This is a genomic window from Actinomycetota bacterium (genome assembly GCA_030682655.1).
Classification (GTDB): Bacteria; Actinomycetota; Coriobacteriia; order Anaerosomatales; family JAUXNU01; genus JAUXNU01.
Genome location: JAUXNU010000174.1, coordinates 21,145 through 46,822, shown reverse-complemented (window position 1 = coordinate 46,822; position 25,678 = coordinate 21,145). Strand labels below are relative to the sequence as shown.

Below are 25,678 nucleotides of genomic sequence, written 5' to 3'. Positions count from 1 at the left end.
GGTCAGAACCCGCCCAGCCGCTCGGCCACGGCCTCGAAGGCAGCAATCGTGATCTCCGTGTCCTCCGGAGTACCTACCCCGAGTCGCAGAGCAGGAGCGGTTCCGAAGTCGCGCGCGATCACGCCCTCCTCGAGGAGAGCCTGGAACACCTCGACCGGCCGCTCCGTCATGAAGTAGACGAAGTTCGTCTCCGACGGCACGTATGACATGCCGAGCCGGTCGAAGCACGAATAGAGGTAGGTCTTCTGTTCCTGGTTCTCCTGACGGCGACGCTCCACTTCCGCGGCGTCCGCGAGAGAGTAGTAGGCGGCGATCTGCGCGACAATGCTCACATTGAATGGCTCGCGGATCTTGTCGATGGCCGCACGAAGAGGAGCCGGGACCGCGCCGTACCCGATGCGCAGGCCGGCGAGGGAGTAGATCTTGCTGAACGTGCGCAGAACTGCAAGCGGGCTGTGGCCGTCGAAGTCCTCAAGCGCGTTGGGGTAGTGTTCATCGGTAACGAACTCGAAGTACGCCTCGTCCACGACCACCAGCACATGGTCGGGGACTTCGCGCAGGAACCGGTCGAACGACAGCCGGTGATAGATGGTCCCGGTCGGGTTGTTGGGGTTGCACAGGAAGAGAAGCCGGGTCTTGTCGGTGATAGCCGCGAGCATCGCGTCCAGATCGTGTACCTGGTCCTCGGTCAGCGGCACCTTGACGGCGGTTGCGCCGAACATCTGGGTGACCATCGGGTAGACCACGAAGCTCGGCCAGGCGAATACGACCTCGTCGCCAGGGCGCAGGACGGCCTGGGCGATCAGGCGGATGAGCTCGTTGGATCCGCTGCCGATCACGAGATTGCAGTCATCGAGACCGACCTTGGCGCAGAGCCGTTCGCGAAGAGCGCGCGCCGACCCGTCGGGGTAGCGGTTGAGCTTCGGGAGCACCGCTTCCATCGCCCGAACGGCGCTCGGAAACGGTCCGCACGGGTGCTCGTTGCTGGAGAGCTTGAGGATGTGGTCCTTGCCGGAGCGTTCCCGGACCTCACTCGCGCGCAGGCCAGCGGAGTACGGCACCATGCCGTCCAGCTCGCTGCGTATGAGCGCTTCCCATTCCACGGGGCCCTCCCGGCGTCGCGTCACCTCATGCCGGAGCACGAGGGTTGCCGAGGATTGTCGCAGGTCGCGATGTTGCGGGCAAGGGCTCGAGGCCAACGAGTCGGGACGCTCAGCCCTGCAGGAACCGCACGAGCATCCCGTGACCGTCCACGACACGCACTTCGGCGACCTGCGCGTTGCGGATGTCGAAGGCCCAGATGCCGGCGATCGGGAGTCCGAGAAGTATCACAAGCGCCGACCGGAACACGCCACCGTGGGTGACAACGGCGATCCGGCTGCTCGAGGCCATCGCATCGGCGAGCACCTCGTCCGTGCGGCGCAGGATGTCGCGGCGAGACTCGCCCCCGGGGGCGACCGGATGATCCTCGCACTTGAACTCGAACGGGATGCCGCGCTCGACGGCCTCTTCGTATGTGAGGCCTTCCGCATCGCCGAAATCGAGCTCGGTCAGGCGCTCGTCGATGGTCAGCTCGAGACCCACAGTACGCGCGGCCTCCTCGGCCACCGCAAGGGTCCTGCCCAGAGGGCTCGACCAAATCGCGTCGGGCTCGAAGCGCACTATCTCCCCCACAAGCCGGGGTACCTGCTCGTGACCGACCGCGGTGAGAGGCGCGTTTCCTCGGCCAACCCAGCGACCGGTCACGTTCGCCTCGGTCTCGGGATGACGCACGAGCAGAATGCGGGTCTCCTTCACCACTACCAACTTCCTATCAACGCAGCCAGTACCAGCGAGAATGTCTCGACGAGCAAGATGCTCGCACCCATGACATCTCCGGTCACGCCGCCGAACCGCTTCGAGATGAGGTGCGGGATCACGAGGGCCGCGAGCAGGCTCGCTCCACCCCAGGCCAGCGCGACAAGGCCCCACTGCCACGTGCAGACCGCCAGAGCCACAGTGACCGCGGCACCTGCGGCGATCCCACCCGAAGCCGTCGACATGCCCATGACACGGCTCCCCAACCCGTCCGGACGCGCAGGCTTCCCCAGCCACGAGGCGAACGTCGCGGCCATCCGCCCCATGACAGGCGCCCCCAGAATCACCATGCCAGCTCCGGTCGGTCGCCCGAGGATCGTGGCGATCGCCGCCACCTGAGCGATGGCGACGAGGGTCACCGCAATTGCGCCGAACGCGCCGGTCGCACTGTCGGCCATAATCTCGAGACGGCGCCCAATGTCGTGGCCTCCCCAGTAGCCGTCGGCGACGTCGGCCAGCCCGTCCCAGTGCAGAAACCGGGTAACGAGCGCCCACCCGGCAACGACGCACACCGCGAACACGAGCGCTCCACGCTCGAGAAGCTCTCCATCGCCCCAGGCCACCGAGGCCGAGTTCACGACCGCGAGGGCTCCAAGCGTAGTTCCGCCAAGGACGAAACCGACGACTGGGAACCAACCAGCAGCACCGGTGCCGGTGCGACGGGTAGGATCGCCCGCGTCCGGCAGCACGGTCAGCATGGCGAATGCTTCGCGGATGTCGTCGATGACGCTCACGCGGGGGTTGGTCCCTCCTCGGCGAGGTCCGAGTCGGACACTCCGGTCTCCTCGGCTACACCGGCCTCGGCGAAGGTCGCCATTCCCGACAGCATGCGGCATGCAGCATCCATGATGCCGATCGCCAGAGCCGCTCCCGTCCCCTCACCGAGTCTCATATCGAGTTCGAGCACGGGCTGTAGGCCGAGTGCCTCCAGAACCACTCTGTGTCCCGGCTCCGCCGAACGGTGCGACGCGAACAGGTAGTCTGCGGCGGCGGGGCACATGCGCACGGCTACAAGAGCCGCCGCCCCTGAGATGAAACCGTCAGCGACAACGCAAACGCCTTCGGAGGCGCAGCCGATGACAACACCCGCGAGCCCCGCGATCTCCAGTCCCCCCACCGCTGCAAGCACGCCAAGGACGTCCAGCGTCTCGACGGCGTTCGCGCGCAGCGCGCGCTCGACCACTTCCATCTTTCGCGCGACTCCGTCCGCGTCGAGACCCGTCCCGGGGCCGACGACCGCTTCGGGGTCCGCGCCCGTGAGAGCACACGTCAGCGCTGCGGCGGACGTGGTGTTGCCGATACCCATCTCACCGGTTCCGACGATCGCGTACCCTTCCGCGATAGCCTCGCGCGCAACACGCATGCCTTCGCGAACCGCCCTCGCGGCAATCTCGCGGCTCATCGCCGGCCCCAGGGCCATGTTCGCGGTGCCACGCTGCACGTTGCGGTCGATGACGCCGGCGAAGCCGGAGATGTCCTTGGCCACGCCCATGTCCACGAGCCTGATATCGGCCCCGACCGACGCAGCCAGCTGATTGATCGCCGCCCCCCCTGCCGCGAAGTTGGCCACCATCTGCCAGGTGACGTCCTGCGGGTAGGGCGATACTCCCTCGGCCACAACGCCGTGATCCCCGGCCATCAGCACAATCGCCTTGCGGCTCACGGAGGGATGGTCGGTGCCTTGAACGCGCGCCAGACGCGCCGCGATGTCCTCGAGGCGGCCGAGCGAGCCAGGGGGTTTGGTCAGCTGATCCAAGCGAAGCCGCGCCGCCGCTTCGGCCGACTCGTCGGTGCGCGCGATGCCCACGCATTCCCCGGAGAGCAATGCTTCTTCGGTCACGTCTTGCGGCCCTTCACGCCGGGCCACCGCGGCTCGCACGGTAGCGTTGTCAGTTGGATACAGCGGCCGGCTACGACAAGGTATGCCGCATCCGCCCGGTCGGTGAGCGAGCGGTTCGCCCGCCCCAGCACGTCGCGGAACACCCGTCCGCTCACGTGCGCCGGCACCACGCCGGCACCGACTTCGTTCGTGACGATCAACGTGTGGTTCCACCGCTTGACCATCCAGCCGACCAGCGCCGCGAATCGGTGCTCGACCTCGTCCTCGAAGGCTGCCGAGGAGAGTGTCTCGCTACCGGACTCGCCCGAACCCAGGTCGATAGCGACCTCGGCCATCACATGCGAAAGCAACGTCCCAAGGCAGTCAACCACCAGGAGACCGTCCTCGGGGACACGACCGGTCCACTCGACGGAGTCCGTCGCCTCCACGGTGACCCAGCCCTCAGGCCGGTCCGCGCGATGGCGTTCGATCCTGCGCGCCATCTCGGGATCGCTCTCGCCGGAGCCAAAGACGACGACCGTCGGACGATTGGCGACCTGCTTCGCAAGCCGCTGTGCCACGGACGACTTGCCGCTTCGCGCACCACCTGTGATCACGACGAGTGCCACTACGCTTCCTTCCCAGCCACAGAGCGCAAGGACTCGATCTCCTCGGCACTCAAGGTCCGTGTCTGTCCCTCGGGGAGATCTCCCAGGTCGATGGGCCCGAACCGCGTGCGATGCAACTGGAGGACCGGATTCCCGATGGCCGAAAGCATGCGCTTGACCTGCCGCTTTCGACCTTCGCTAAGGACGATCTCCACTACCGCACCGCCGTCGCGCTCCTCCACCAGCCTCACGCCGGCCGGCTTTGTGGGACCGTCGTCGAGGTCTATCCCCTGCCGAAGCCGCTCCAGGTCCTCCTCGGCGGGGCTGCCATCCACCTCGGCCAGGTAGGCCTTCTCGACGTGGAAGCTCGGGTGCAGAAGCCTGAACCCGAGCTCGCCGTCGGTCGTGAACAGAAGCAGGCCCGTCGTATCGCGATCCAGACGCCCCACGGGAAAGAGCGCTGGCTCGTCGGGTGGGATAAGCTCTGCAACCGTGGCACGGCCCTGCGGGTCGTCCATGGTGGTGACGTATCCCGCCGGCTTGTTCAGCACGAGGTACACCGGTTCGTCGCCAAGGGACACGACCCTGCCGTCAACGGTCACGACGTCGCATGCCGGATCCACCTTCGCACCCAGCGACGTCACCGGCTCGCCGTTCACCTGCACGCGTCCCGCAGTCATGAGGTCCTCAGACCCGCGTCGAGACGCCACGCCGGCGCGGGCAAGGAACTTCTGCACGCGCATGGGGACTATCTGCTCAGGCGGTTGCGCCATCCTCGTCTTCCTGCTCCTCGGAGGCGGTGTCTTCGGATGTCTCCTCGGCGTAGTCGTCTTCACCATCGGCGAGGGATGACCCGTCCAGTGCGCCGAGTCGCTCACGAATCGCGCGCTCCGTGTGGGGGTTCGGCGCGAACTCCTCCAGCGGCGGTAGCTCGCCGAGGTCCTTCAGGCCGAACTTCTCGAGGAAGCTCCGCGTGGTTCCGTACAAGATCGCGTTGCCCTGGTTCTTGTCGCGGCCGGTCTCGCGAACGAGCCCTTTGTCCACGAGCGAGCTGATCACGCCCTCACTGTTCACTCCGCGAATGGCATTCACCCCGGCGCGCGTCACAGGTTGGTGATACGCGACCACGGAGAGCGCCTCAAGAGACGCCTGCGACAGGCGCCTCGTGTCCCACGACAGCACATACTGTTCGATACATTCGTGGTAGGCGGGATGCGTGTAGAGGCGCCACCCACCTGCGACCTCGCGAAGCTGGAATCCGCGCTCGCCGGCCTGGTACTCCTCGGCAAGAGCTTCGAGCCCCGAACCGACCATCGCTTCGTTCTCATCGAGAATGCGCGCTATGCGTGCCGCAGAGACCGGCTCGTCGGAAACGAATAGCAGCGCCTCTATGGCTCCTCTCAGGCTCACGGGTACTTCCACGCTACTGCCCACCCTCTTGGTCGAGTGCTGTCACGATGATGTCGTCAAAGACGCTGTCCTGCTGGACGCCTGCGAATGCGCGCTTGTAGAGCTCGAGAATCGCCAGGAGCGTGACGACAACGACTTCGGGACGCTGGTCCTCGGCCACCAGTTCGCGGAAGGATATGCGGCGGCGCTGGGCCAGGGTGCGGGCGACGCTTTCTGTATGCAGCTCGAGCGAGATCAGAACCGTAGCAATGTGCTCCGATTGCAGCAGGAAGAACTCCTCGCGGCGGTACATCAGGTCAGCACAAATGACCGCGAGCCCGCGCAACGTAACGTCTTCCAGGAAGTCGGGCATCAGTTTGAGGAAGCGCTCTTCGAGCCCTGCCTGCCGAGGATGCATCCTCGACTCCGCCTCCATACGTGCGTTGATCTCTCCGGCGGCGTTCTTGAATTGCTTGTATGCGAGAAGGCGTGCGACCAGCAGTTCGCGGGCCTCCTCAGGAGACAGGTCGTCCATCTCGTCGCCGAAGTACTCGACATCCTGGGGAAGCAGGCTTGCCGCCTTGATCTCGAGCAGTGTCGCCGCTACCAGGAGAAAGTCGCTTGCAACATCGAGATCGAGGTCCTGCATGCGATCGACATGCTCCAGATACTGGTCTGTGACCTCGGTGACCGAGATCGAGTTCACATCCAGCTTCTGGCGCGAGACCAGATGCAGCAGAAGATCGAACGGACCTTCGAACGCTTGTGTCTTTACCCGGTAGCCCATCGGGCGCGCTGCCCCTACTCCGCAGCGTCGACGTGCAACTCGCGGCGAACGTTCGCCATGAGCTCGTCGATCGCCGGACGCACGCGTGCAGCTCCTGCCGACAGGACTTCCCACGCGTAGCCGGGGCGAGCGGCAAGTTCCGCTCGCTTCTCGCGGAAGTCACGCAGGTAGGCGTTCAGGTCCTCGGCGAACGCCTTCTTGTGCGCCACACAGCCACAGTCGGCCACGCGACAACACCGGTCCCACTCCGCGATGTCACCTGTGTCGCCAACGAGCTTGTGGACTTGGTGCAGCGGACAGATGTCCGGGTCGCCCGGGTCGGTCTTGAGCTTGCGAGCGGGATCCGTGACGAAGCCCATCACCTTCTTGGTGGTCTCCTCCTCGGACTCCGAGAGGTAGATTGCGTTGCCGTAGCTCTTGGACATCTTGCGACCGTCGGTGCCGGGGACGCGCGCGCCTTCCTTGGCGATCTTGGCGGCGGGCTCGACGAGAAGGTCGCCGTAGGTGGTGTTGAACCGGCGCACCACCTCGCGCGTGAGCTCTAGATGCGGGAGCTGGTCCTCGCCCACCGGCACGATGTCGCCCTTGACGATGGCGATGTCGGCGGCCTGGAGCAGCGGATACATGAAGAAGCCAACGTTGCTGAGGTCCTTGTCGGTGATCTGCTCGCGCTGCTCCTTGTAGCTCGGAACCCGCTCGAGCCACGACATCGGCGTGACCATCGTGAGGTAGAGCGTCAGTTCCGCGACTTCGGGAACGTCGGACTGCCGGTATATGGTGGCCTTCTCGGGATCGATACCTGCGGCGACCCAGTCAAGGATCATCTCCTCGGTGTAGCGCCTGATGCCGGAGGTGTCCTGCCAATCACTGGTGAGCGCGTGCCAGTCGGCCACGAAGTAGTATGCCTCGTACTCCTCCTGGAGCTCGCGCATGTTGAGCAGGTTGCCGAACCAGTGCCCAAGCGTGAGGCGGCCGGTAGGGCGGTACCCGGTCAGAATGCGCTTCTTGGGCATGGACAGACGACTCCTTCTCGCGACAGATGGGCCTGCGAAGTGGTTCGTATGATACCGCAACCGGCGGCTGGCGCGACGGATGACCGGCCTAGAAGCCGGCCCCCGCGAACAGGCGCAGCAGTGGTTCGACGGTCCATGCGAAGTAGACGCCGATCGGGTCGAAGCCAAAGAGCCGCGGGCCGAAGAATATCAGGCCGAACACGATCACGAACCCGTAGCGTTCCCACTTCGCATACGCGCGCATAGCGCGATCCGAAAGAAACAACGGCACCACGCGCGAGCCGTCCAGAGGCGGTATGGGGATGAGGTTGAAGAACATCAACACGAGGTTCATGAGGCAGAAGTAGAAGAAGAACAGCCACGCGTAGCCACCGACTGCGCCCAGCGCACCACCGAACAGGTCCAGCGCCCGCGCCGCGATTCCGGCCACCATCGCAAGCAGGAGGTTGGCCGCCGGCCCTGCGATGCCGGTCAGGAACATGCCTTTGCGGTAGTCCTTGAACCGGTGTGGGTTCACAGGCACGGGCTTGGCGTACCCGAAGCCGAAGCCGAACATCACTACCATGAGCAGCGGCATGAGGATCGTGCCGAACGGGTCGATATGCTTGACCGGATTCAGCGACAGACGGCCCCGGTCCTTGGCCGTCGTGTCGCCAAGGAGATACGCCGCATACCCGTGGGCCACCTCGTGAAAGACGATCGCGGGAACGAGCACGACAAAGCGAATCACCAACATGGTCAGGTCGGATCCGGACACGCTCAGTTCTCCTTGGCAGTGATGCGCTCGTGTTTCGTGACGAGACGCTGCAGGTTTGCTCTCTCGGCCTCGCGCCCGACCGCCTTGCCATCCAGCCGGTCGTCAAGGGCCTGCGCAAGTATAGCCGAGAAGCGCGCTGACGGAGTCAGTCCCATCTCGATGAGGTCTTTGCCTGAGACTTCGGGCTTGATGCGCGACACGACGTCGACATAGTGCTCGACTCGCTCGCGGACCAGCGTGCCTCCTGTGGCCCACACCCAGACGACCGCCTCGTCCGGCACCGTCGAGAGCAGATGGTACAGGCGGCTGTCACGCATACCGCGGCCATCGCGAAGTCGCCGCACGGTCGCAGGCCCCCGTTCCGCGAGCGCGATCGCAGGCTCGCCATACTCGCGACCAAACCGCATGTGACGCAGCCAGCGCTCCGCAGGTCCATGTCCGGCGCCGGCCAACAGGGCGGCCACAAGCGTCACACGTCTGCGGGGCTCCCGGCCAAACATCGGGCTCAACCGCTTGTATGCACGCTCGACAGCGAACAGGCCCTCGATGACAGCGGACGAACTGACACCCTCGGGAAGCAGGACATCCAGGACGCCCAGCTCCCGCAACCGCTCGAACACCTCGGATGGTGCGTCCTCGTCTATGATGTCGAGCATCTCCTCGCGCAGACGTGCACCGCTGACCTCGTCGAGCATGTTCATCTCGACGGCGCGACGTGCAAGCGCTTCGGTCGAAGAGTCCATCGAAAAGCCGTAGCGCCTCTCGAACCTCGCGCCGCGGAGCACCCGTGTGGGGTCCTCGACGAACGAGAGCGAATGCAGCACACGCAGCGTCTGCCGCTCCAGATCGCGCAGTCCGCCGAACGGATCGGCGATCTGGCCGAAGCAATCGGGATTGAGGCAGGCAGCCATCGCATTCACGGAGAAGTCGCGGCGGAACAGGTCCTGCCTAAGAGACGACCTCTCCACCGTCGGCAAGGCTCCGGGGCGCGTGTAGTACTCGGTCCGTGCGCTCGTGATGTCCACGTGAAGGGTCTTGCTCAGCACGAGGACCGCCGTCCCGAACCGCCGGTGCACCTTCACCCGCCCCCCGAGGGTCTGCGCGGCCTTCTCCGCGAACGCCACCCCGTCACCTTCGACCACGACATCCATGTCGAGGTTCTTCCTGCCAAGGAGCATGTCGCGCACGAATCCGCCCACCACATGCAGCCGCAAGCCCTCCTCCTCGGCCAGCGCTCCAAGATCGTGCAGGGCTGCGTAGGCCTCCTCGGGCAGGAGAGACTCGACCGAGGACAGGAACCGCTGGGTTGAGCGCCCGCGCGCCTGGGGGACCCTGCGGTCGAGGTACTTGTCGCCGAATTCGGCGCTCAGGAGGTCCTTTCGGGTCACGATTCCCACGATCCGCTGGTCCTCCACAACCGGCAAGCGACCGATTCCTTGGCTAGCTAGAAGGTGCTCGAGCGTGATCAAGTCGGTGCCGGGCGATACAGTAATGACGTCGCGAGCCATGAACCCGGTGACCGGCGCATGGTCGAGCTGGTGGCGCACCGCCTTGTCCACGTCCTTGCGCGTCACGAGACCGGCGAGCGTGCCATCTTCGACGACCGGCAGCCCGCCGTGTCCCCACCTCGCCATCAGTTCACCCGCATCGTGCATGCTGGCACCGGGTGTCACCGTCCGCACGGGAGAAGACGCGATGTCGCGCGCCGTGAGCGGCTGCCGGACTTCCGCGTCTAGGGCGCGCGCAATGCGGTCGAGCAATTCCTGGATCTCTATGTCCCGGAAGCCGGCAGAAGCCGCCTGCGTATGTCCGCCCCCACCGATCCGCGTCATGACCGCACCGACATCCACGCCATGGACGCGGCTCCTGGCCACGACCTGGACACGCGTCGGCATCCGCACGACGGCTATCGCTACGCGGTAGCCCATGTCCTCAACGATGTAGTGCGTCAGCACGCTCGCAGAGTCCACATACTGGTCGGCCTCGGCAACGCCGATCGCGATCTCCTGACCGTGGATGCTCCAAATCTCGAGCGACCCAACGAGCCGCTCGAGCAGTTCTTGCTGGGCACTATCAAGCGCCCGGCTCAGAAACTGGTTCAGGACCTCCATATCGGCCCCCGAAGCCATCAGGTATGCAGCAGCCTCGGCATCGTACGCGGTCGCCCCCGGGTACGTGAGCGATCCCGTGTCCTCGTGTATGCCAAGGAGAAGCACGGACGCCTCGAGCGGCGTCAGCGCGATACCCCGACGGTTGATCTCGTGGACCAGTATCGATGTCGTCGATCCGACATCGAGAGACCGGTCGTCGACGCCGGTGAGATCACCCTCCGCCGGAGGGTGATGATCGTAGACGATGACCTCGACATCAGGCCGCAAGGCCACGGACCCGATCTCACCGATTCGACTGGCGTCTCGCGTGTCGACCATCACCAGCCGTGTCACCGCAGAGAGGTCCAGCCCCCTCAGATCCACGAAGTCGAGGAACTCCTCGTGCAGGTTGTGGAAGGCCCGGACATTGGCATTTTGCGAGCCAAGGTACACTCCCCGGGCACCGGGAAACACCTTCGTAGCCGCCACCGTCGCGGCGTAGGCGTCGAAGTCGGGGTTCGCATGTCCGACGACGATCTGCACGTGTGCTCCTAGAGCTCGTGGAACAGTGGCGGCGCGACTACCGTGACGTCGCCGATACGCACGGACGTCCCGAATCGCTCTTCACCCGCATCGAGCAGCGCCTCAGAGGCCGCATACGCTGTCGCGAGAAGGTCACCGGACGCGATCTCATCGCCGGTGCGCACCGCAAGCAGCAGACCCGCGCCCGGATCGATCGCGTCCTCCTTGCGCGCGCGACCTGCGCCAAGGAGCATCGCCGCACGTCCCACGCCCTCGGCATCGAAACCGGCGACGAAGCCCGCCGATGTGGCTCTGATCTCGCGCGCACAGGGCGACAGCCCGAGCAGCGACGTGTCCGCCGCGATCCTCGGATCGCCGCCCTGTGCGGCAATCCACCGCGCGAACGTCTGAAGCGCTCTGCCGGACTGGATGGACTCGGCCAGCATCACCCGCGCTTCACTTTCATCGTGAGCCCGCTTGCCCAACACAAGCATCTTTGCGCCGAACACCATGCACAGCTCCGTGAGCGCCTCAGGACCCTCGCCCTGGAGCGTATCGATCGCCTCGATGACTTCCAGCGCGTTGCCGACAGCCATGCCAAGCGGCTGTTCCATGTCGCTCATCAGGCAGACGACTTCACGCCCGAGCGCCCGCCCGACACGTGTGAGCTCGGTTGCGAGCGCTCGCGCCTCGGCTTCGGTCTTCATGAACGCGCCAGTCCCGACCTTGACATCGAGCACGATGGCGTCGGCGCCGCCCGCGATCTTCTTGGAGATGATGCTGCCGACAATGAGCGGTATCGACGGCACAGTGGCGGTGACATCGCGCAGCGCATACATCTTCTTGTCCGCCGGGTCGATATCAGGAGACTGCGCGATCACAGCGACCCCGACATCGCGTACCTGGGCGAGGAACTCCTCGGCAGTCAGCTCGACGCGGAAGCCGGGAATCGACTCCAGCTTGTCGAGAGTGCCGCCCGTATGCCCCAGACCGCGCCCGCTCATCTTCGCGACCGGCACGCCGCAGGACGCCACAAGCGGCGCGAGAACGAGGGTCGTAGTGTCGGCAACGCCGCCGGTGGAGTGCTTGTCGACCTTCACACCGGGGACGCTCGACAGGTCGAGCACGGCCCCCGATCGAACCATGGCGTCGGTCAGCCAGACGGTCTCCTCGGCATCGAGGCCCTGCAGGTACGCCGCCATCAGCCACGCGGCCATCTGGTAGTCCGGCATCTCCCCCGAAGCATAGCCAAGGACGATGCGATCGACTTCCTCCGCTGTGTGACGTTTGCCGTCACGCTTGACCTCGATGAGCTCCTCGAAGCTCGCGCCGCTCATGCGCCGGCCACCTCCGCCAGGAAGGACGTCCCGCGGCCGCAACTACCGGAGATTCCGTAGAAGTCGAGTACCGTCTCCCCTATGTCGGAGAATGTCGCCCGCGCTCCCAGCGCCACGCCGCGGTCTACGCCCTTCATCTTTGCGATGAGCGGTGTGTACTCCCGGCTATGGTCGGTAGAGCCGGTGGTAGGGTCGCAGCCGTGGTCGGCCGTGATCACGAGCAAGTCGCCGTCGACCATGGCATCGAGAAGTTCGGGCATGCGGGCGTCAACTGCCTCAAGCCCGCGCGCGTAGCCCTCTACGTCGTTACGATGTCCCCAGATCATGTCGAAATCCACCAGATTGGCGAACACGAACCCGGGACCGTCGGAGGCCACGCGCTCCACCAGCTTGGTGAATCCGTCCATGTTGTCCGTGACGTGCGGCGATTCGCATATACCCTGCCAGGCGAAGATCTCGCCGATCTTGCCGATGCCATAGCTGGTGACGGCGATCTTGGCCAGCCGGTCGAGAACCGTCGGTTCGCTCGGCTTGACCGCGAAGTCACGGCGCCGATGTGTGCGAGTGTAGACACCCTCGGCATCCGGGCCAAGGAAGGGACGCGCGATTATTCGGCCCACGGCATGCTCGCCGACGCACACCCTCTCGCGGGCGATGGTGCAGATCCGGTAGAGCTCTTCGATCGGGACGACTTCTTCGTGCGCGGCGATCTGAAAGACAGAATCGGCGCTCGTGTAGACGATGAGCTTCCCCGTAGCCACGTGCTCATCTCCGAGATCCTGGATGATCACGGTTCCGCTCGCCGGGAAGTTGCCCAGCCATCCGTATCCGCTTTCGCGCACGAACGCATCCATGAGCTCGGGCGGAAAACCGTCAGGATACGTCGGGAATGCGCTCGTCAGCTGAAGCCCCATCATCTCCCAGTGCCCGGTCGTGGTGTCCTTCCCCGCGCTCGCCTCCGCATTCTTGCCCCAGGACGCCTCGGGCGCCTCGGTCGGATCCACGCCAAGGATCTCGGTCACGTTGCCCAGACCCATGCGGCCCAGATTCGGCATCGCGAGACCGCCTACCGCGCGCGCGGTGTTCCCAAGCGTATTGGATCCCGCATCGCCGTACGCGGCAGCATCCGGCAACTCCCCAACCCCCACACTGTCCAGCACCACAACGATGGCGCGCGGTGCGCGCGGGCTCACCTAGATCACCACCCGGTCGATCTCCTGAAGACTGGTTGTGCCAGCAGCGACCTTCGCTAGGGCGTCTTCCCTCAGCGGGACCATGCCTGCTTCCAGAGCCAGCTCTCGCATGCGCTCCGTCGGCGCCTCCTCCAGGTAGGCGCGCGTGAGGTCTTCATTCATCGGCATGATCTCGAAGATCCCTACGCGCCCGCGGTATCCGGCATTGCCGCACCGCGCGCAACCCACGGGCCCGTGGACTTTCACCTTCTTTGCTTCTGCCGCACTGAAGCCCGCGGCGACGAGCGCCGGCCCCGAGACCTTGACGACCTCCTTGCAGTCGTCACACAAACGCCGCACCAGCCTCTGAGCGATCACGCCAAGGAGACCCGACGACGTGATGTATGGCGGCACACCCATGTCAGTGAGACGCGTCAGCGTTCCCGGAGCGTCGTTGGTGTGAATCGACGACAGCACGACGTGTCCGGTCAGCGCGGCGCGAACTGCGATCTCAGCGGTCTCGGGATCGCGAATCTCGCCCACCATGACGATGTCGGGGTCGGAGCGCAGGATCGTCCGCAGTCCGCTGGCGAACGTAAGCCCGATCCGCGCATTGACAGCCATCTGCGTGATTCCGGACATCTGATACTCGATCGGGTCTTCGACCGTGATGATCTTGCGGGTCGGAAGGTTCAGCTTCTGCAACGTGGCGTAAAGCGTCGTCGACTTCCCGGAGCCTGTTGGCCCGGCAACCAGGACTGCACCGTATGGCTTCGCAACCATCGCGTCGAGCGCTTTGAGGTGCTCGGCATTCATGCCAAGGTCGGTCAGGGATCGGAAGGTCAGCTCCGCATTCAAGATGCGCAGCGTCAGTCCCTCTCCGAACGGTGTCGGAAGGGAGGCGACGCGGATGTCTACCGGCATGCTCTCTACACGAAGCGCGATTCTACCGTCTTGCGGTCGGCGCCGCTCGGCGATGTCCATCTCTGACATGATCTTTATCCTGCTCGTGATGCCCGCACGAGCGGCAATCGGCAACTCCATGATCTCGTTCATGACACCGTCGACTCGATATCTCACGTTGACCGTCTTCGCGGAGGGTTCGATGTGGATGTCGCTTGCCCCCTCGCGCACCGCCTCGCGGATCAGGCTGTTGACGAGTCGCACCACGGGTACGTCTTCACCCGCTGCGATCTCCTCCTCGCTCAGGGTGTCCTCGGCGGCTGTGACCACATCGCTGAACGCGTCTGACGACGCGAGGTACTTGTCGATGGCGTAAATGATCTGAGACCTGCTCGATACGACTGGAGTCACTCTGCGACCGGTTCTCACTTCCACGTCGTCGATGGTCTCGATGTCGAGAGGGTCGGACATGGCAAGTACGAGCTCGTCGTCGGTCACCGATATTGGGATCACTTCTCGCAGGCGGGCAATCCGTTCTGAGACAAGGCTCGCTGCACCGCGATCGATTGTGATCGAGGTCAGATTGACGTGCTCGAGACCCTTCTGCTTCGCTAGTGCGCCAGCTATCTGTTCCTCGGAGAGAATGAGCTGGTTGACGAGAATCTCCCCCAGCTTCCCTCCAAACTTGTTCTGGTCTTCGAGAACCTTCGCCAATTCCTCGTCAGAGAGCAGGCCCGAGCTGACAAGCAGCTCACCCAGGCGCTCGCGGGTGTAGGTCACGTTACCTCCTCGGCAGGTCCGATTCGAGCACGTCCTAGTTATCCCCTATTTCGTGCAACGCTCAGAAGCCATTCGGCCATGAGCAGGGCGACGACCGTCACGGCAGCGTCCACATCGAACCCGCCACCATACGGGGTCTTGATCGCCGCCGCCCCCAGGGGAAACACGGTGTATGCGGTCACTTTGATGAGCGCCGCTCCCCATGCGGTAGCAGCAAGCGCGCCGAAGAACGACACCACGATCCTGGCGGTGTCTATGACTGCGACAATCACCAGCAGGTTCATGAGGACAGTGATGACGGGGCGAAGCGGGCGGGCGCTCACACGGCCTCCTCGGCTAGGTTCTCCACCCATTATTGCTGCAAACACAAAGGGTACGCCACTCGTGGCGCACCCGGGACGGCAAACGCGTTGCGTCCTACCTCAGAGAATCGGAGACGATGCGGCCAATCATCTTCGACGCAACCTCGCCGGAAGACAGCAGGCCCTTGGCAAGAGAGACTCGCGCAGACTCGATTCGGTCCTCTCGCACGTCCGGCTCGGCCGTCATCCGCTGCTTCACGCGCTCGATGAGCTCGGGCGGGCAGCTAGGCGGGCAACCTGCATTCATCGCCTCGGGCCATTCTGCTTCTGATGTCTGCAGGTACTCGACGGCTCGCCGAACCTGCTCGTCTGAGATAATCATTCTGGCCTGTGTATCGGCCCAGAACCCAACGGACTTAACGCACATACAGCGCAGATCGGCCAAGATCGCCTCGGCCCGTCCAGTCACTGCAAGACGGTCCCTGGAAAAGGGGGAGCCCCAAGGCCGGCACCTTGAGGCTCAGGGGTAAGGCGCTGCACTTGCGTGCAGCTACTAGGTGTATTGTATCGCCGTCACGCGCGCGTTCGCAAGACTCTTGTGAAAGTCTTCCTAAGACCCCATCGCCCTCAGGCGAACCCGAAGAAGCTCTGCATGAAGCCCAGTCCTACGAACAGCGGCACGACCCCTGCTGCGACCACGCAAGCCGCCACGGCGATGACCATCGCACGCGCGGCGCGGGATCGTGATCTCACCTGTCCGGCCTCGTCATCATCGACATCTGGCGTCTCAGACCGATCGTCGAAGAACACCGCCCGCAGTACTCCGCCGTAGTACCCGAACGAGACCACCGACCCTACCACAGCGACGACGACGAGCCAGGTCTTCCCTGCCGCAACGGCAGCAACAAAGACGAGCAGCTTGCCCCAGAAGCCAACGGTCAACGGAATGCCGGTCAACGAGAACATCACTGCGGCCAACGCAACTGCAAGACCCGGATAGTCGCGGGCTATTCCCGCCATGCCGGATATGGACCCGTCCCATCCAGGCCGCACGACACGAATGGCCTCCGCCGCAAGGAACGCTCCGAGAACGGCAACCGCGTATGCAGAAGCCAGCACCAGCGTCTGGTAGACCGCAGGACCGCCGAGGGACAACCCGACAAGCGCGTACCCGATCTGCGCTATGCCGGAGTACGCCAACATCCTCCCGTAGGAAGTCTGTCGCAACCCTGACAGGTTGCCGAAGGCGATCGACGCGACGGCGAGCACGATCCACAGCACCTCGATGCGCTCGATGAAGCCCGGATCAGCGTATACGGTGCCGAAGATCAGAAGCGCTGCGAGCACCGCTCCTAGCTTCGGCGCGCCGGCCATGAACGAACTGGCTGCAGGAGGGGCGGCCTCGAAAGCATCCGGCGCCCAGGAATGGAACGGAAACGCGCCCATCTTGAACGCGATAGCGGCCAGAATGAGGCCCATCGATGTGGCCGCCGGCCAGAAGAGGGCCCCGCCGACGATCTGACTTAGGGCAACGTACGAAGACTGGCCGCCGTGCAGCCCAAACACGATCGCGGCACCCATTAGGAACAGCCCGGTGGCCACTGCACCCTGGATGAGATACTTCATCCCCGCCTCGGCTGATCTCGACGATCCGGCTGAGGCCACCAACGCATACGCACAGATCGCGATCGTCTCCATCGCGATCAGCGTCATGAAGAGGTCGATCGAGGAAGCAAGTGCAGCGCACGCCGCTGCAGAGAATGCCATCAGCGCCACCGCACCAGCACCCATCCGGCGCTCAACGAAATACGTCCATCCGCCTATGACCGCGCACGTAGCGCAGAACAGGATGACGGACTGCACGGCTGCATACGTTGAACCGCCAAGGATGACGCCCTGTATCCCGCCAGCCTCCAGAGTCAAAGCCTCCCACACCGCAACGGCGGTAGCCGCTGCGAGCAGAGCAGCAGCCACCGCGGTCGCACCTTTCCGCGAGCCCACTGCGTCGACGACCATCGCGGCGATTCCCGCACCGACGGCGAGCAGGATGGGCAGCAACAGTTGCAGCTCCTGGCTCATCGGCTACACTCCCCCGCCCACGATAGGTGCAAGGAGCTTGAGTGCGACCTGCGAGATATCGAGCACGGCTCGCGGCCACACACCGAGCACAAGGATGGCGACACATAGGATGCTCACGGGAATCCACTCGGTGGGGTTCAGGTCGTTCATGCCGCGCCACTCCTCGGCAACGGGGCCATGATTGACGCTGCCGACGGCCCGTAGGTTGTATGCGGCAGAAAGCACGAGACCGACAGTCGCAGGGGCGATCCACCAACCCACCGCGCGGTACCCTTCAAGAATCGCTCCGAACTCCCCGGGGAATCCGGAGAGGCCCGGCAACCCAAGGCTCGCCAGCGCTCCGAACGTCAGCACGGCGGCCCAGCGTGGGATCAAACGGCCCATGCCTCCGAAACGGTCGATCTCTCTCGTGTGGGTTCTCTCGTAGAGCAGTCCCACCAGCAGGAACAGCAGACCGGCAACCACCCCGTGACTAACCATGCCGAGCATGGCAGCGCCATATGCAGCGGGCGTTCCCGAGCCGATCGCCAGAACGACGAATCCCATGTGAGCAACGGACGAGAAGGCCACGAGTCGTTTCAAGTCGCTCTGGGCGAGCGCCATCGCAGCGCCATAGACGATTCCGATGATTCCCAGCGCCACCAGCACCGTGCGAGAAGCCTCGTACGCAGACGGGGCGAAGGGAATCGCCACTCGCATCAGGCCATAACCGCCCATCTTGAGCAGCACTCCCGCAAGCATGATCGACCCTGCTGTCGGTGCTTCGACATGTGCGTCAGGCAGCCAGGTATGCAGCGGCACGACCGGCACTTTCACGAGCATCCCGGCGAGAAGAAGCCAGAACACGAGGGTCGCGGGGAACGTCGCATTCGCGCCCACGAGATCGGGAATCCGCTGCGCCTGTGCCGATGTCACTGCAACAAGTATCCCGGCGAGCATGAGCGCGCTGCCAAGGAAGGTGTAGATGAAGAATTTCTGTGCGGCATGTTTGCGGTTCTCGTGGCCCCAGATTCCGATAAGGAAGTACATCGGTATCAGGACAGCCTCCCAGAAGACATAGAAAAGGATGATGTCCTCGGCAAGGAAGACACCCATCACTGCAGCCTCAAGCGCGATGAGCAGCGCATGATGTGCCGCCGGCCGGTCTTTGACGTTCCAGGATGCGAGTACCGCGACGATCGAGAGGAACGCGGTCAAAGCGACAAGCGGCGTCGACAACCCGTCGAGCTTCATCGCCCAGAAGGGAACGAACCGCTCGAGCACTATCGCGCCTCTGACCTCGGCTCCACCGAAAACGCCGGATCCAGAGAGGGTCACTAGCGTGGTGGCCGTCGCCAGCGTGCCGAGGAGAGCCACAACGCGCGCATGACGTCCCGAGAAGGCCGCGACGATCGCCGCCGCGATGGGGAGAAGCACGAGCAGGTCGACTGCGGTCATCCCCATCACCTCCCCACCCAGTACATAAGCGCCACGAGCATCGCGGCGCCCGCGCCCAGAAGCGCGGCATACCACTGGCCGTCACCGTTCTGCAGCAGAGTGAGCACGCGCCCGACGCTCCGCGCCAGGCCTCCGACACCCTCGGCCACACCGTCCACGACCACGCGGTCGACAGCGCGGTACAGCGCGCCCGAAACGCGCTGCGTCGGCTCGACGATCGTACGTCCCACGAAGCCGTCGTACCCGTACCCGTTCCTGAGCACGGTCCAGAGTGACGACATTCGCTCTTCGAGATCGATGTCGGAGATGGCTCCCCCACGGAACACGTACCAGGCAAACGCGATGGACACCAGGGCAATCGTCCCCGAGATCGCCGCCGTCACCGGATCGAGCGCCTCCCCGTGCTCACCCAGAAGCTTTGCGATGTTCCCGCCCAGGAAGCCCGCCGCAACCGCCGGCACGGCAAGGACGATGAGAGGCAGACGCATCTGCCAGCCGCCTTCATGTGGATGCCCGTCGCCCCTGTATTCGCCGAAGAAGGTGAGTCTCGTCGCACGCGTGATGTAGAACGCCGTCAGTGCGCTCGCGGCGAACAGCGCAGCCCCGGCTATGGTGTTTGAACTCCATACGGCGTGAAGGACTTCGTCCTTGCTGAAGAACCCGGACAAGAGCGGGACACCGGCGAGCGCCGCAGAACCGGCCACCCAGGTGGCGGCCGTGACCGGCATCTTCTTCGCCAACCCGCCCATCTGGCGCATGTCCTGCGTTCCCGAACCGTGAATCACACTCCCTGAACCTAGGAAGAGCAAGGCCTTGAAGCCGGCGTGGGTCACGAGGTGGAAGACCGCCGCCACCCAAGCGCCGGCGCCCAGAGCCGCGAACATGAAGCCGAGCTGGCTGATCGTCGAGTACGCGAGCACCTTCTTGATGTCGGTCTGCGCGACCGCGATAGTGGCGGCTCCAAGCGCCGTGAACGCACCTATCGCCAGCACTATCATGCGCGCAGGCTCGGATGCTTCGAACACAGGCCAGGTGCGCGCGACCAGGAAGACGCCTGCTGCGACCATAGTCGCGGCGTGTATGAGCGCTGAAACAGGAGTTGGGCCCTCCATGGCGTCCGGCAACCAGATATGGAGCGGGAACTGAGCCGACTTCCCGGCAGCACCGATGAAGAGAAGCACCGCTACTGCTGTGACAAGCGTCGGCGTCAACATGTCGATGTTCGCAAAGACCGCCTCGTAGCTCAGCGCGCCCGTCTCCCGCCAGAGCAGCGCCAGTCCGAGCAACAGCCCCACGTCGCCGACACGGGTGGTCAGGAACGCTTTGACTGCGGCGGCAGCGGCTGAAGGCTTATGGAACCAGAAGCCGATCAGCAGGTACGAGCAGGCGCCCACAAGCTCCCACCCTACGAACAGTCCAACGAGACCGTCCGCAACGACGAGTAAAGTCATCGCACCCGTGAACAGCGAAAGCAACGCGAAGTATCTGGGAAGTCCGTCCTCGCCGTGCATGTACCCGATCGAGAAGATCATGACCATTAGAGCAACGAGCCCCACGACGGTGAGCATCACGCATGTCAGCCCGTCAAATGCCCATCCCACGTGGAGAGCGGACTCACCCGCGGGGATCCAGGCGACACTGTCGGCGAAGACCGAGGACTCCATGAAGGGCTTTGGCGTACCCTCCGACAGGATTCGGGCCATGCCGCCGACCCCATAGACCATGACGAGCACCGGCGACACCATGGCTATCCACGGCGCGCTGGCCTTCATCCGGGAACCGAGTACACCCACGAGGGCTGCGACAACAACCGGCACCACGAACACCAGCCAGGCGTTGTCGGCGAACACGGAAGGTATCATCCCTTCACCTCCGTGAGTTCGTCCGAGCGCGTTGTGCCGACGCGTCGCGCGACGCACACGACGAGCGCAAGTCCGACCGCCGCCTCAGCAGCCGCAAGCGCGATGACGAACAAGCCGACCCCCTCGACAACGCCGGGAACCGGGCCACCCGAAGGGGCGACAACGGTCGTCGCCAGGCCAACAAGAAGCACCGTCGCCGACCCAAGAACGAGCTCCACGCAAGCCAGCACGCCGATGAGGTCGCGCCGCGTGAGTACCCCGTACAGACCGAGCGCGAAGATCGCGCAACTCATGAAGATGAGGATCATTCGCGCTCACCCCCCATCACGACTACGACCGCGACCAAAGCGGCAAGCAGAAGCACGCCCACCGCCTCGAACTGGGGCAGCATCGGCCCTGTCAGAATGGCGGCCAGATCCGGCATGGCGCCGGTGTCGCGCACAGGTCCAACCGCCGAGGCGACCCCGATCAGCGGCATGAAAGTCAACACGAACACGGCCAGCGCCACCGAAACAGAGCCAATGTCGTGGCGGGAGGTCAGGCCCGGCTTCTCCTGGTCTTCCCGGTGAAGCAGCATGATCGCGAAGATGAACAGGATCAGCACGCCGCCGACGTAGACGAACACCTGTGCGACTGCCAGGAACGACGCACTCAGATACGCGAACCAACCGGCCACACAGAGCAGAAACAGACCCAGCCCCGCCGCCATGCGCGTAACGTCTTTGGCGAAGACCACGGTGGATGCGCCCAGGAGCGCGGCTATGGCCAAAGCCGCCTGAACCGCGGTGGCAGTGTCAAACGTCATGACTTGTCACCCCCGGAGGAACGCGGGCCATGCTCACCATCGCGGCCGGTAGCGCGGGTGCCTTCACCGGAGCGAAGCATCTCATCTCTGTCGAAGAAGGTGAGGTCTCGGTGGTAGAAGGACAGCTCGTACTGCCCGGTGTGGCTCAGTGCATCGGTGGGACACTGCTCGGCGCACAGCCCACAGAAGCAGCACTTCGCCAGATCGAGATCGTATCGCGTCACTCGTCGATCGCCGGGATCGTCGACGCGTTCGACCTGTATCGCGTAGTCGGGGCATGTTCGGGCACAGAAGGTGCATCCGACGCACACTTCCGACTGACATCGCAGACAGCGTGCTGCCTCGTTCAGCCCTTCCAGGTGGGTCAGGCCAAGCTCGACCTGGCGGAAGTCGCGAGAGCGTTCCTCGGGGCGGGCCATCGGCATCTCCACGCGACGCCTGGCCTCCTCCACGCCGTCGACCGAGGCCACGGCGTACTTGTCGTAGATGGGGACAGGCCGCGCGACTCTGCCCTCGGCAAGATCCTGGCCGGAGAGGTATCGGTGGATGGAAGTCGCGGCCTCATGTCCTGTCGCTATCGAGCCAATGGCGCTGCCGGGGCCGGTGACGACCTCGCCACATGCAAAGACCATGGGCATCGCCGTCGTGAACAACGTTCCGTCCACGGGAAGCAGTCCGCGTTCTTCGAGCGCGAGGTCCGTCCCCGCGACCACTTCGCGCAGGACCGGCGCCTGGCCGATTGCGAAACAGACGACATCCAGTGCCAGGTCCGTCAACTCATCGCTGAACTTGGGTGAGAAGCGGCCGCTCTCGTCGAACACGGAAAGGCACTCGCGCATGCGCATGCCGATGACCTTGCCGTTCTCGACCAGCACTTCCTCCGGGCCAAGACCGCACATGGCGATGACGCCCTCGTCGATTGCCTCTTCAATCTCCCAGGGATGGCAGGGCATCTCGTCATCGCCCTCTAGACATGCAAGTCGTACCTCGGAAGCCCCGAGGCGAAGCGCGCATCGTGCTACGTCGACCGCGACGTTTCCGCCACCGATCACGAGCACGCGCTTGTTCTTCACGCCGGCGTCGCCCTTCCAGTTCGCGGCGCGCAGGAACTCCAGTGCACCGATGACGCCGTCGCCGTCGTTTCCGGGGATCGGCAGTATGCGGCTCTGCTGCAGACCGGCGGCGATGAGAACGGCATTGTATTCGCCAATGAGGTGATCCGTAGGGATATCGCGACCGACTTCGACGCCGAGCCGCAGGTCGAGGCCGAGCTTCACCAGATTGTCGATCTCACCGTGCAGGACTTCGCGAGGGAGTCGATACGACGGCACACCGGAATACAGCGCGCCGCCGGGCTTCTCCTCCTTCTCGTACGCCGTGACCCGATACCCGAGGCTCATCAGGTCAAATGCGGCCGCGAGACCGGATGGACCCGATCCGATGATGGCGACGGTCTCATCCCTCGTAACCTCGAACGGTCTCAGGTGCTCGTCTTGAACCTTCACATACTCCTCGTACGTGACACGGTGCAGCGGACGAATCGAGATCGGCTCGTCGTAGAAGTTGCGACGGCAGGCCGTCTCGCACGGGTTGTGGCAGATCCTGCCAAGAACGCCCGGCATGATGTTACGGCGCCTGACGAGCTCATATGCTTCAACTGTCTTGCCCTCGGCCACGTAGTAGTTCTGCCCGCGGACATCGACGTTCGCAGGGCAGTTCCCCACACATGGCGGCAGCCGATCCCCGTCGTAGAGGTCCTGGATGCTCGCGTTGTACTCCGGCGATGGTCCGAGGAGAATCGGCACCTCGTCGCGTCCGAGTAGACCCCTCAGTCGCAACGCCCCACGCCAGCGCTGCGATATCGTGACCTTCTCGGCCGGGTAGCGCAGCGTCGTGTTCTTCTCCATGGCACGGCGGCCGGTGATGCTCAGGCCGACCAGCAGCGAGCGCCATTTTTCCAGGAAGCCCGTGACCCCGGGTGAGAAGTCATCGGTCACGGTGACCGTCAGCGGCACCGATGTCGGAACGTCCTTCACTGCCTGTACTTCCACTTCGCCAGACTCGTTGTCTACAGCCACGCGATCACCACCCCCACGATCGCAAGCTGCAGGAGAGCCATCGGCGTCAGAACCTTCCATGCGACCGCCATCAGCTGGTCAGAGCGCATGCGCGGGAAGGTCCACTTCACCCAGATCATCGACATGCCAAGGAGGATCGTCACCGCAACGAAGAGCGGGATGCCCAGCCAGCTCGGTAGCCACGAGAGCGTCCCCAGGTAGATGGCTGCGGCGAACAGAGACGCCGACAGAACGGTGCCGTACTCGGTCATCATGAAGATGCCCCAGCGGATGCCCGAGTAGTCGGCGAAGTAGCCCGCCACCAGCTCGGACTCCGCCTCCGGAATGTCGAAAGGTCCACGATTGCACTCGGCGATCGATGCGATGTAGTAGACGAGAAACCCGATAGCGTTGAGCGGGATCCACCACCAACGCCAGGCATTGACCACGTCCACTGGACGCAGCGATCCCGCGAGCACAACGATGCTAAGGACTGAAAGCGTCCTTGGCAGTTCGTAGGAGATCATCTGAGCCGCGCCGCGTAGCCCGCCGATGGTGGCGTAGGTGTTGCCCGACGACCAGCCGGCAACCAGCACCCCAAGGACAGACAGGGACGGGACAGCGAGGAAGAACAGCATCCCGACCGACGTGTCCAGCGGCGCCCACCCACGCGCGAACGGGATCACCACGACCGCCATCGCAACGGGAGCGAACACCAGGAACGGAGCGAGCCTGAACGGACGCACGTCGGCACGCCGCGGGGTTATGTCCTCTTTGAGCAGCAACTTCAGCAGGTCGGCAATGAGCTGAAGCGATCCCGCGGGTCCGGTCTCCTGAGGACCGATACGCATCTGGATCCAGGCCGCCACCTTGCGTTCGCCGTAGACGCCCAGAATCGTCGCTATGGCAATCAGCACACCGCTGGCCAGGCCGAACACGACTCCGCCAAGGTAGCCTGTCACCGGTCCACCTCCCCGAACACCGGGTCGAGGCTGCCGAGGATGACGACGAGATCGGACAACAAGTGGCCCTCGGCGAGCTGCGGTAGCAGGGCCAGATTGCAGAATGCGGGGGACCTGAACTTCACCCGGTACGGACGGGGACTCCCGTCGGAGACGATGAAGACGCCGAGAGAACCACGGGCGCTCTCGATGTGGTCGTACGCTTCGCCGGGCCGCGGTGCGAGCAGACGCGGCAGGCCCTCGGCCATGACCGGCCCGCTGGTCATCTGCTCGACTGCCTGCTCGATGATCTTGCACGACTCGTAGCACTCGTACAGGCGCACGCGCGCACGGTCATACGCGTCGCCAGCCGATCCGGTGGGGACATCGAACTCGAAGAGCGGATAGACCGAGTAGGGGTCATGCTTGCGAAGGTCCCAGTTCACGCCCGAGCCGCGCGCCACAGGACCCGACGCGCCCCATGCGACCGCGTCCTCGGCGGAGAGAACGCCTATGCCCTTCATCCGGCCACGCAGGATCACGTTGCCAAAGAAGAGCTTGTCCATCTCGGCGACCGCTGCCGGATGCGCACGCGTGAACTCAAGAAGCGTGTCGACCCAACCCTCGGGAAGGTCGAAGCTCACGCCTCCGGGCCGCACGTAGCTGTAGGTCAGTCGCGCGCCACACAGCTCCTCGAAGAGCTCGATGATACGCTCGCGCTCGTCGAACGCGTAGATGAACACGGTGGCCGCGCCGGTGTCCGCAGCCGATGATCCAACCGCCATCATGTGGCTCGCGATGCGCTGGAGTTCGCATACGATCACACGCAGGTACTCAGCCCGCTCTGGAACGCGAATCCCCGCGAGCCGTTCGACAGCCCGGCAGTACGCCCAGTTGGCGTACATGGAGCCTACGTAATCGAGACGGTCGGTCAGCGGCACGATCTGCGCATACGTGCGGTTCTCGCACATCTTCTCGATACCGCGATGGAGGTACCCGATGACAGGCTCGGCTTTCGTAACGACCTCGCCGTCCAGGTGGGCGATCACGCGGCAGACACCGTGAGTGGAGGGGTGGGACGGGCCGATGTTGACTACCAACTCCCCGACCGGGGTTCCGTCCTCGGTCGAGTACCGTGTGTTGGTCACCTCATACACTGTC

24 protein-coding genes are annotated in these 25,678 nt (G+C 64.4%); all 24 read right to left on the bottom strand.

The window, feature by feature from the left end; genetic code table 11:
* Positions 1–2 precede the first annotated feature (2 nt).
* The 24 genes from hisC to Q8K99_11560 all read right to left on the bottom strand — a co-directional run bounded on the left by hisC (position 3) and on the right by Q8K99_11560 (position 25,665).
* Entirely contained in the window at positions 3–1,103 is a 1,101-nt protein-coding gene (gene hisC / locus Q8K99_11675) for a histidinol-phosphate transaminase (GenBank protein ID MDP2183212.1), read from the bottom strand.
* Between the two features lie 109 nt (positions 1,104–1,212).
* Positions 1,213–1,797 carry a histidine phosphatase family protein gene (locus Q8K99_11670; GenBank protein ID MDP2183211.1) on the bottom strand — a complete coding sequence of 195 codons (585 nt, stop codon included), beginning with the start codon at positions 1,795–1,797 and terminating at the stop codon, positions 1,213–1,215.
* Between the two features lie 2 nt (positions 1,798–1,799).
* Positions 1,800–2,591: an adenosylcobinamide-GDP ribazoletransferase gene (locus tag Q8K99_11665; GenBank protein ID MDP2183210.1), complete on the bottom strand. Its 792-nt coding sequence runs from the start codon at positions 2,589–2,591 to the stop codon at positions 1,800–1,802.
* Positions 2,588–3,697 (bottom strand): nicotinate-nucleotide--dimethylbenzimidazole phosphoribosyltransferase, encoded by a 1,110-nt coding sequence (gene cobT, locus Q8K99_11660; protein MDP2183209.1) that lies wholly within the window; start codon positions 3,695–3,697, stop codon positions 2,588–2,590. The genes Q8K99_11665 and cobT overlap by 4 nt, the downstream gene beginning before the upstream one ends.
* Positions 3,694–4,305, bottom strand: coding sequence for a bifunctional adenosylcobinamide kinase/adenosylcobinamide-phosphate guanylyltransferase (locus tag Q8K99_11655; protein ID MDP2183208.1), 612 nt, complete (start codon positions 4,303–4,305; stop codon positions 3,694–3,696). Before Q8K99_11655 ends, cobT begins: the two co-directional genes overlap by 4 nt.
* Positions 4,305–5,057 (bottom strand): pseudouridine synthase, encoded by a 753-nt coding sequence (locus Q8K99_11650; GenBank protein ID MDP2183207.1) that lies wholly within the window; start codon positions 5,055–5,057, stop codon positions 4,305–4,307. The genes Q8K99_11655 and Q8K99_11650 overlap by 1 nt, the downstream gene beginning before the upstream one ends.
* Positions 5,041–5,694 carry an SMC-Scp complex subunit ScpB gene (gene scpB, locus Q8K99_11645; GenBank protein MDP2183206.1) on the bottom strand — a complete coding sequence of 218 codons (654 nt, stop codon included), beginning with the start codon at positions 5,692–5,694 and terminating at the stop codon, positions 5,041–5,043. Before scpB ends, Q8K99_11650 begins: the two co-directional genes overlap by 17 nt.
* A gap of 13 nt (positions 5,695–5,707) precedes the next feature.
* Entirely contained in the window at positions 5,708–6,460 is a 753-nt protein-coding gene (locus tag Q8K99_11640) for a segregation/condensation protein A (protein MDP2183205.1), read from the bottom strand.
* Positions 6,461–6,474: 14 nt separating this feature from the next.
* A complete protein-coding gene (trpS, locus tag Q8K99_11635; GenBank protein MDP2183204.1) occupies positions 6,475–7,473 on the bottom strand; it encodes a tryptophan--tRNA ligase in 999 nt (332 codons plus the stop codon).
* Between the two features lie 88 nt (positions 7,474–7,561).
* Complete coding sequence (locus tag Q8K99_11630; GenBank protein ID MDP2183203.1) at positions 7,562–8,230, bottom strand: site-2 protease family protein; 669 nt, start codon at positions 8,228–8,230, stop codon at positions 7,562–7,564.
* 2 nt (positions 8,231–8,232) lie between these two features.
* Positions 8,233–10,863: a CBS domain-containing protein gene (locus tag Q8K99_11625; protein MDP2183202.1), complete on the bottom strand. Its 2,631-nt coding sequence runs from the start codon at positions 10,861–10,863 to the stop codon at positions 8,233–8,235.
* Between the two features lie 8 nt (positions 10,864–10,871).
* Positions 10,872–12,179 (bottom strand): thymidine phosphorylase, encoded by a 1,308-nt coding sequence (locus tag Q8K99_11620; protein ID MDP2183201.1) that lies wholly within the window; start codon positions 12,177–12,179, stop codon positions 10,872–10,874.
* Positions 12,176–13,372, bottom strand: coding sequence for a phosphopentomutase (locus Q8K99_11615; protein ID MDP2183200.1), 1,197 nt, complete (start codon positions 13,370–13,372; stop codon positions 12,176–12,178). Before Q8K99_11615 ends, Q8K99_11620 begins: the two co-directional genes overlap by 4 nt.
* Positions 13,373–15,034, bottom strand: coding sequence for an ATPase, T2SS/T4P/T4SS family (locus Q8K99_11610; protein ID MDP2183199.1), 1,662 nt, complete (start codon positions 15,032–15,034; stop codon positions 13,373–13,375). It lies immediately after the preceding gene.
* 38 nt (positions 15,035–15,072) lie between these two features.
* On the bottom strand, positions 15,073–15,357 hold the full coding sequence (locus tag Q8K99_11605; GenBank protein MDP2183198.1) for a hypothetical protein: 285 nt from the start codon (positions 15,355–15,357) through the stop codon (positions 15,073–15,075).
* A gap of 94 nt (positions 15,358–15,451) precedes the next feature.
* Entirely contained in the window at positions 15,452–15,805 is a 354-nt protein-coding gene (locus Q8K99_11600; GenBank protein ID MDP2183197.1) for a flagellar biosynthesis anti-sigma factor FlgM, read from the bottom strand.
* Positions 15,806–15,963: 158 nt separating this feature from the next.
* Positions 15,964–17,415, bottom strand: a complete 1,452-nt coding sequence (locus tag Q8K99_11595; GenBank protein ID MDP2183196.1) for a proton-conducting transporter membrane subunit — start codon at positions 17,413–17,415, stop codon at positions 15,964–15,966.
* Positions 17,416–17,418: 3 nt separating this feature from the next.
* Complete coding sequence (locus tag Q8K99_11590) at positions 17,419–18,852, bottom strand: NADH-quinone oxidoreductase subunit M (protein ID MDP2183195.1); 1,434 nt, start codon at positions 18,850–18,852, stop codon at positions 17,419–17,421.
* Positions 18,853–18,857: 5 nt separating this feature from the next.
* Positions 18,858–20,714, bottom strand: a complete 1,857-nt coding sequence (nuoL, locus tag Q8K99_11585) for an NADH-quinone oxidoreductase subunit L (protein MDP2183194.1) — start codon at positions 20,712–20,714, stop codon at positions 18,858–18,860.
* Positions 20,711–21,022, bottom strand: a complete 312-nt coding sequence (nuoK, locus tag Q8K99_11580; GenBank protein ID MDP2183193.1) for an NADH-quinone oxidoreductase subunit NuoK — start codon at positions 21,020–21,022, stop codon at positions 20,711–20,713. Before nuoK ends, nuoL begins: the two co-directional genes overlap by 4 nt.
* Complete coding sequence (locus Q8K99_11575; GenBank protein MDP2183192.1) at positions 21,019–21,519, bottom strand: NADH-quinone oxidoreductase subunit J; 501 nt, start codon at positions 21,517–21,519, stop codon at positions 21,019–21,021. Before Q8K99_11575 ends, nuoK begins: the two co-directional genes overlap by 4 nt.
* Entirely contained in the window at positions 21,516–23,597 is a 2,082-nt protein-coding gene (locus tag Q8K99_11570) for an FAD-dependent oxidoreductase (protein ID MDP2183191.1), read from the bottom strand. The genes Q8K99_11575 and Q8K99_11570 overlap by 4 nt, the downstream gene beginning before the upstream one ends.
* Positions 23,588–24,538: an NADH-quinone oxidoreductase subunit NuoH gene (gene nuoH, locus Q8K99_11565; protein ID MDP2183190.1), complete on the bottom strand. Its 951-nt coding sequence runs from the start codon at positions 24,536–24,538 to the stop codon at positions 23,588–23,590. The genes Q8K99_11570 and nuoH overlap by 10 nt, the downstream gene beginning before the upstream one ends.
* On the bottom strand, positions 24,535–25,665 hold the full coding sequence (locus Q8K99_11560; GenBank protein ID MDP2183189.1) for an NADH-quinone oxidoreductase subunit D: 1,131 nt from the start codon (positions 25,663–25,665) through the stop codon (positions 24,535–24,537). The genes nuoH and Q8K99_11560 overlap by 4 nt, the downstream gene beginning before the upstream one ends.
* Between the last annotated feature and the right edge of the window lie 13 nt (positions 25,666–25,678).

Coding starts and splice junctions, on each gene's coding strand:
- nuoK (MDP2183193.1), bottom strand. CDS start 21,022: ATGATCCTCATCTTCATGAGTTGCGCGATCTTCGCGCTCGGTCTGTAC.
- Q8K99_11590 (MDP2183195.1), bottom strand. CDS start 18,852: ATGACCGCAGTCGACCTGCTCGTGCTTCTCCCCATCGCGGCGGCGATC.
- trpS (MDP2183204.1), bottom strand. CDS start 7,473: ATGCCCAAGAAGCGCATTCTGACCGGGTACCGCCCTACCGGCCGCCTC.
- Q8K99_11650 (MDP2183207.1), bottom strand. CDS start 5,057: ATGGCGCAACCGCCTGAGCAGATAGTCCCCATGCGCGTGCAGAAGTTC.
- Q8K99_11640 (MDP2183205.1), bottom strand. CDS start 6,460: ATGGGCTACCGGGTAAAGACACAAGCGTTCGAAGGTCCGTTCGATCTT.
- nuoL (MDP2183194.1), bottom strand. CDS start 20,714: ATGATACCTTCCGTGTTCGCCGACAACGCCTGGCTGGTGTTCGTGGTG.
- Q8K99_11575 (MDP2183192.1), bottom strand. CDS start 21,519: ATGACGTTTGACACTGCCACCGCGGTTCAGGCGGCTTTGGCCATAGCC.
- Q8K99_11620 (MDP2183201.1), bottom strand. CDS start 12,179: ATGAGCGGCGCGAGCTTCGAGGAGCTCATCGAGGTCAAGCGTGACGGC.
- Q8K99_11595 (MDP2183196.1), bottom strand. CDS start 17,415: ATGAGCCAGGAGCTGCAACTGTTGCTGCCCATCCTGCTCGCCGTCGGT.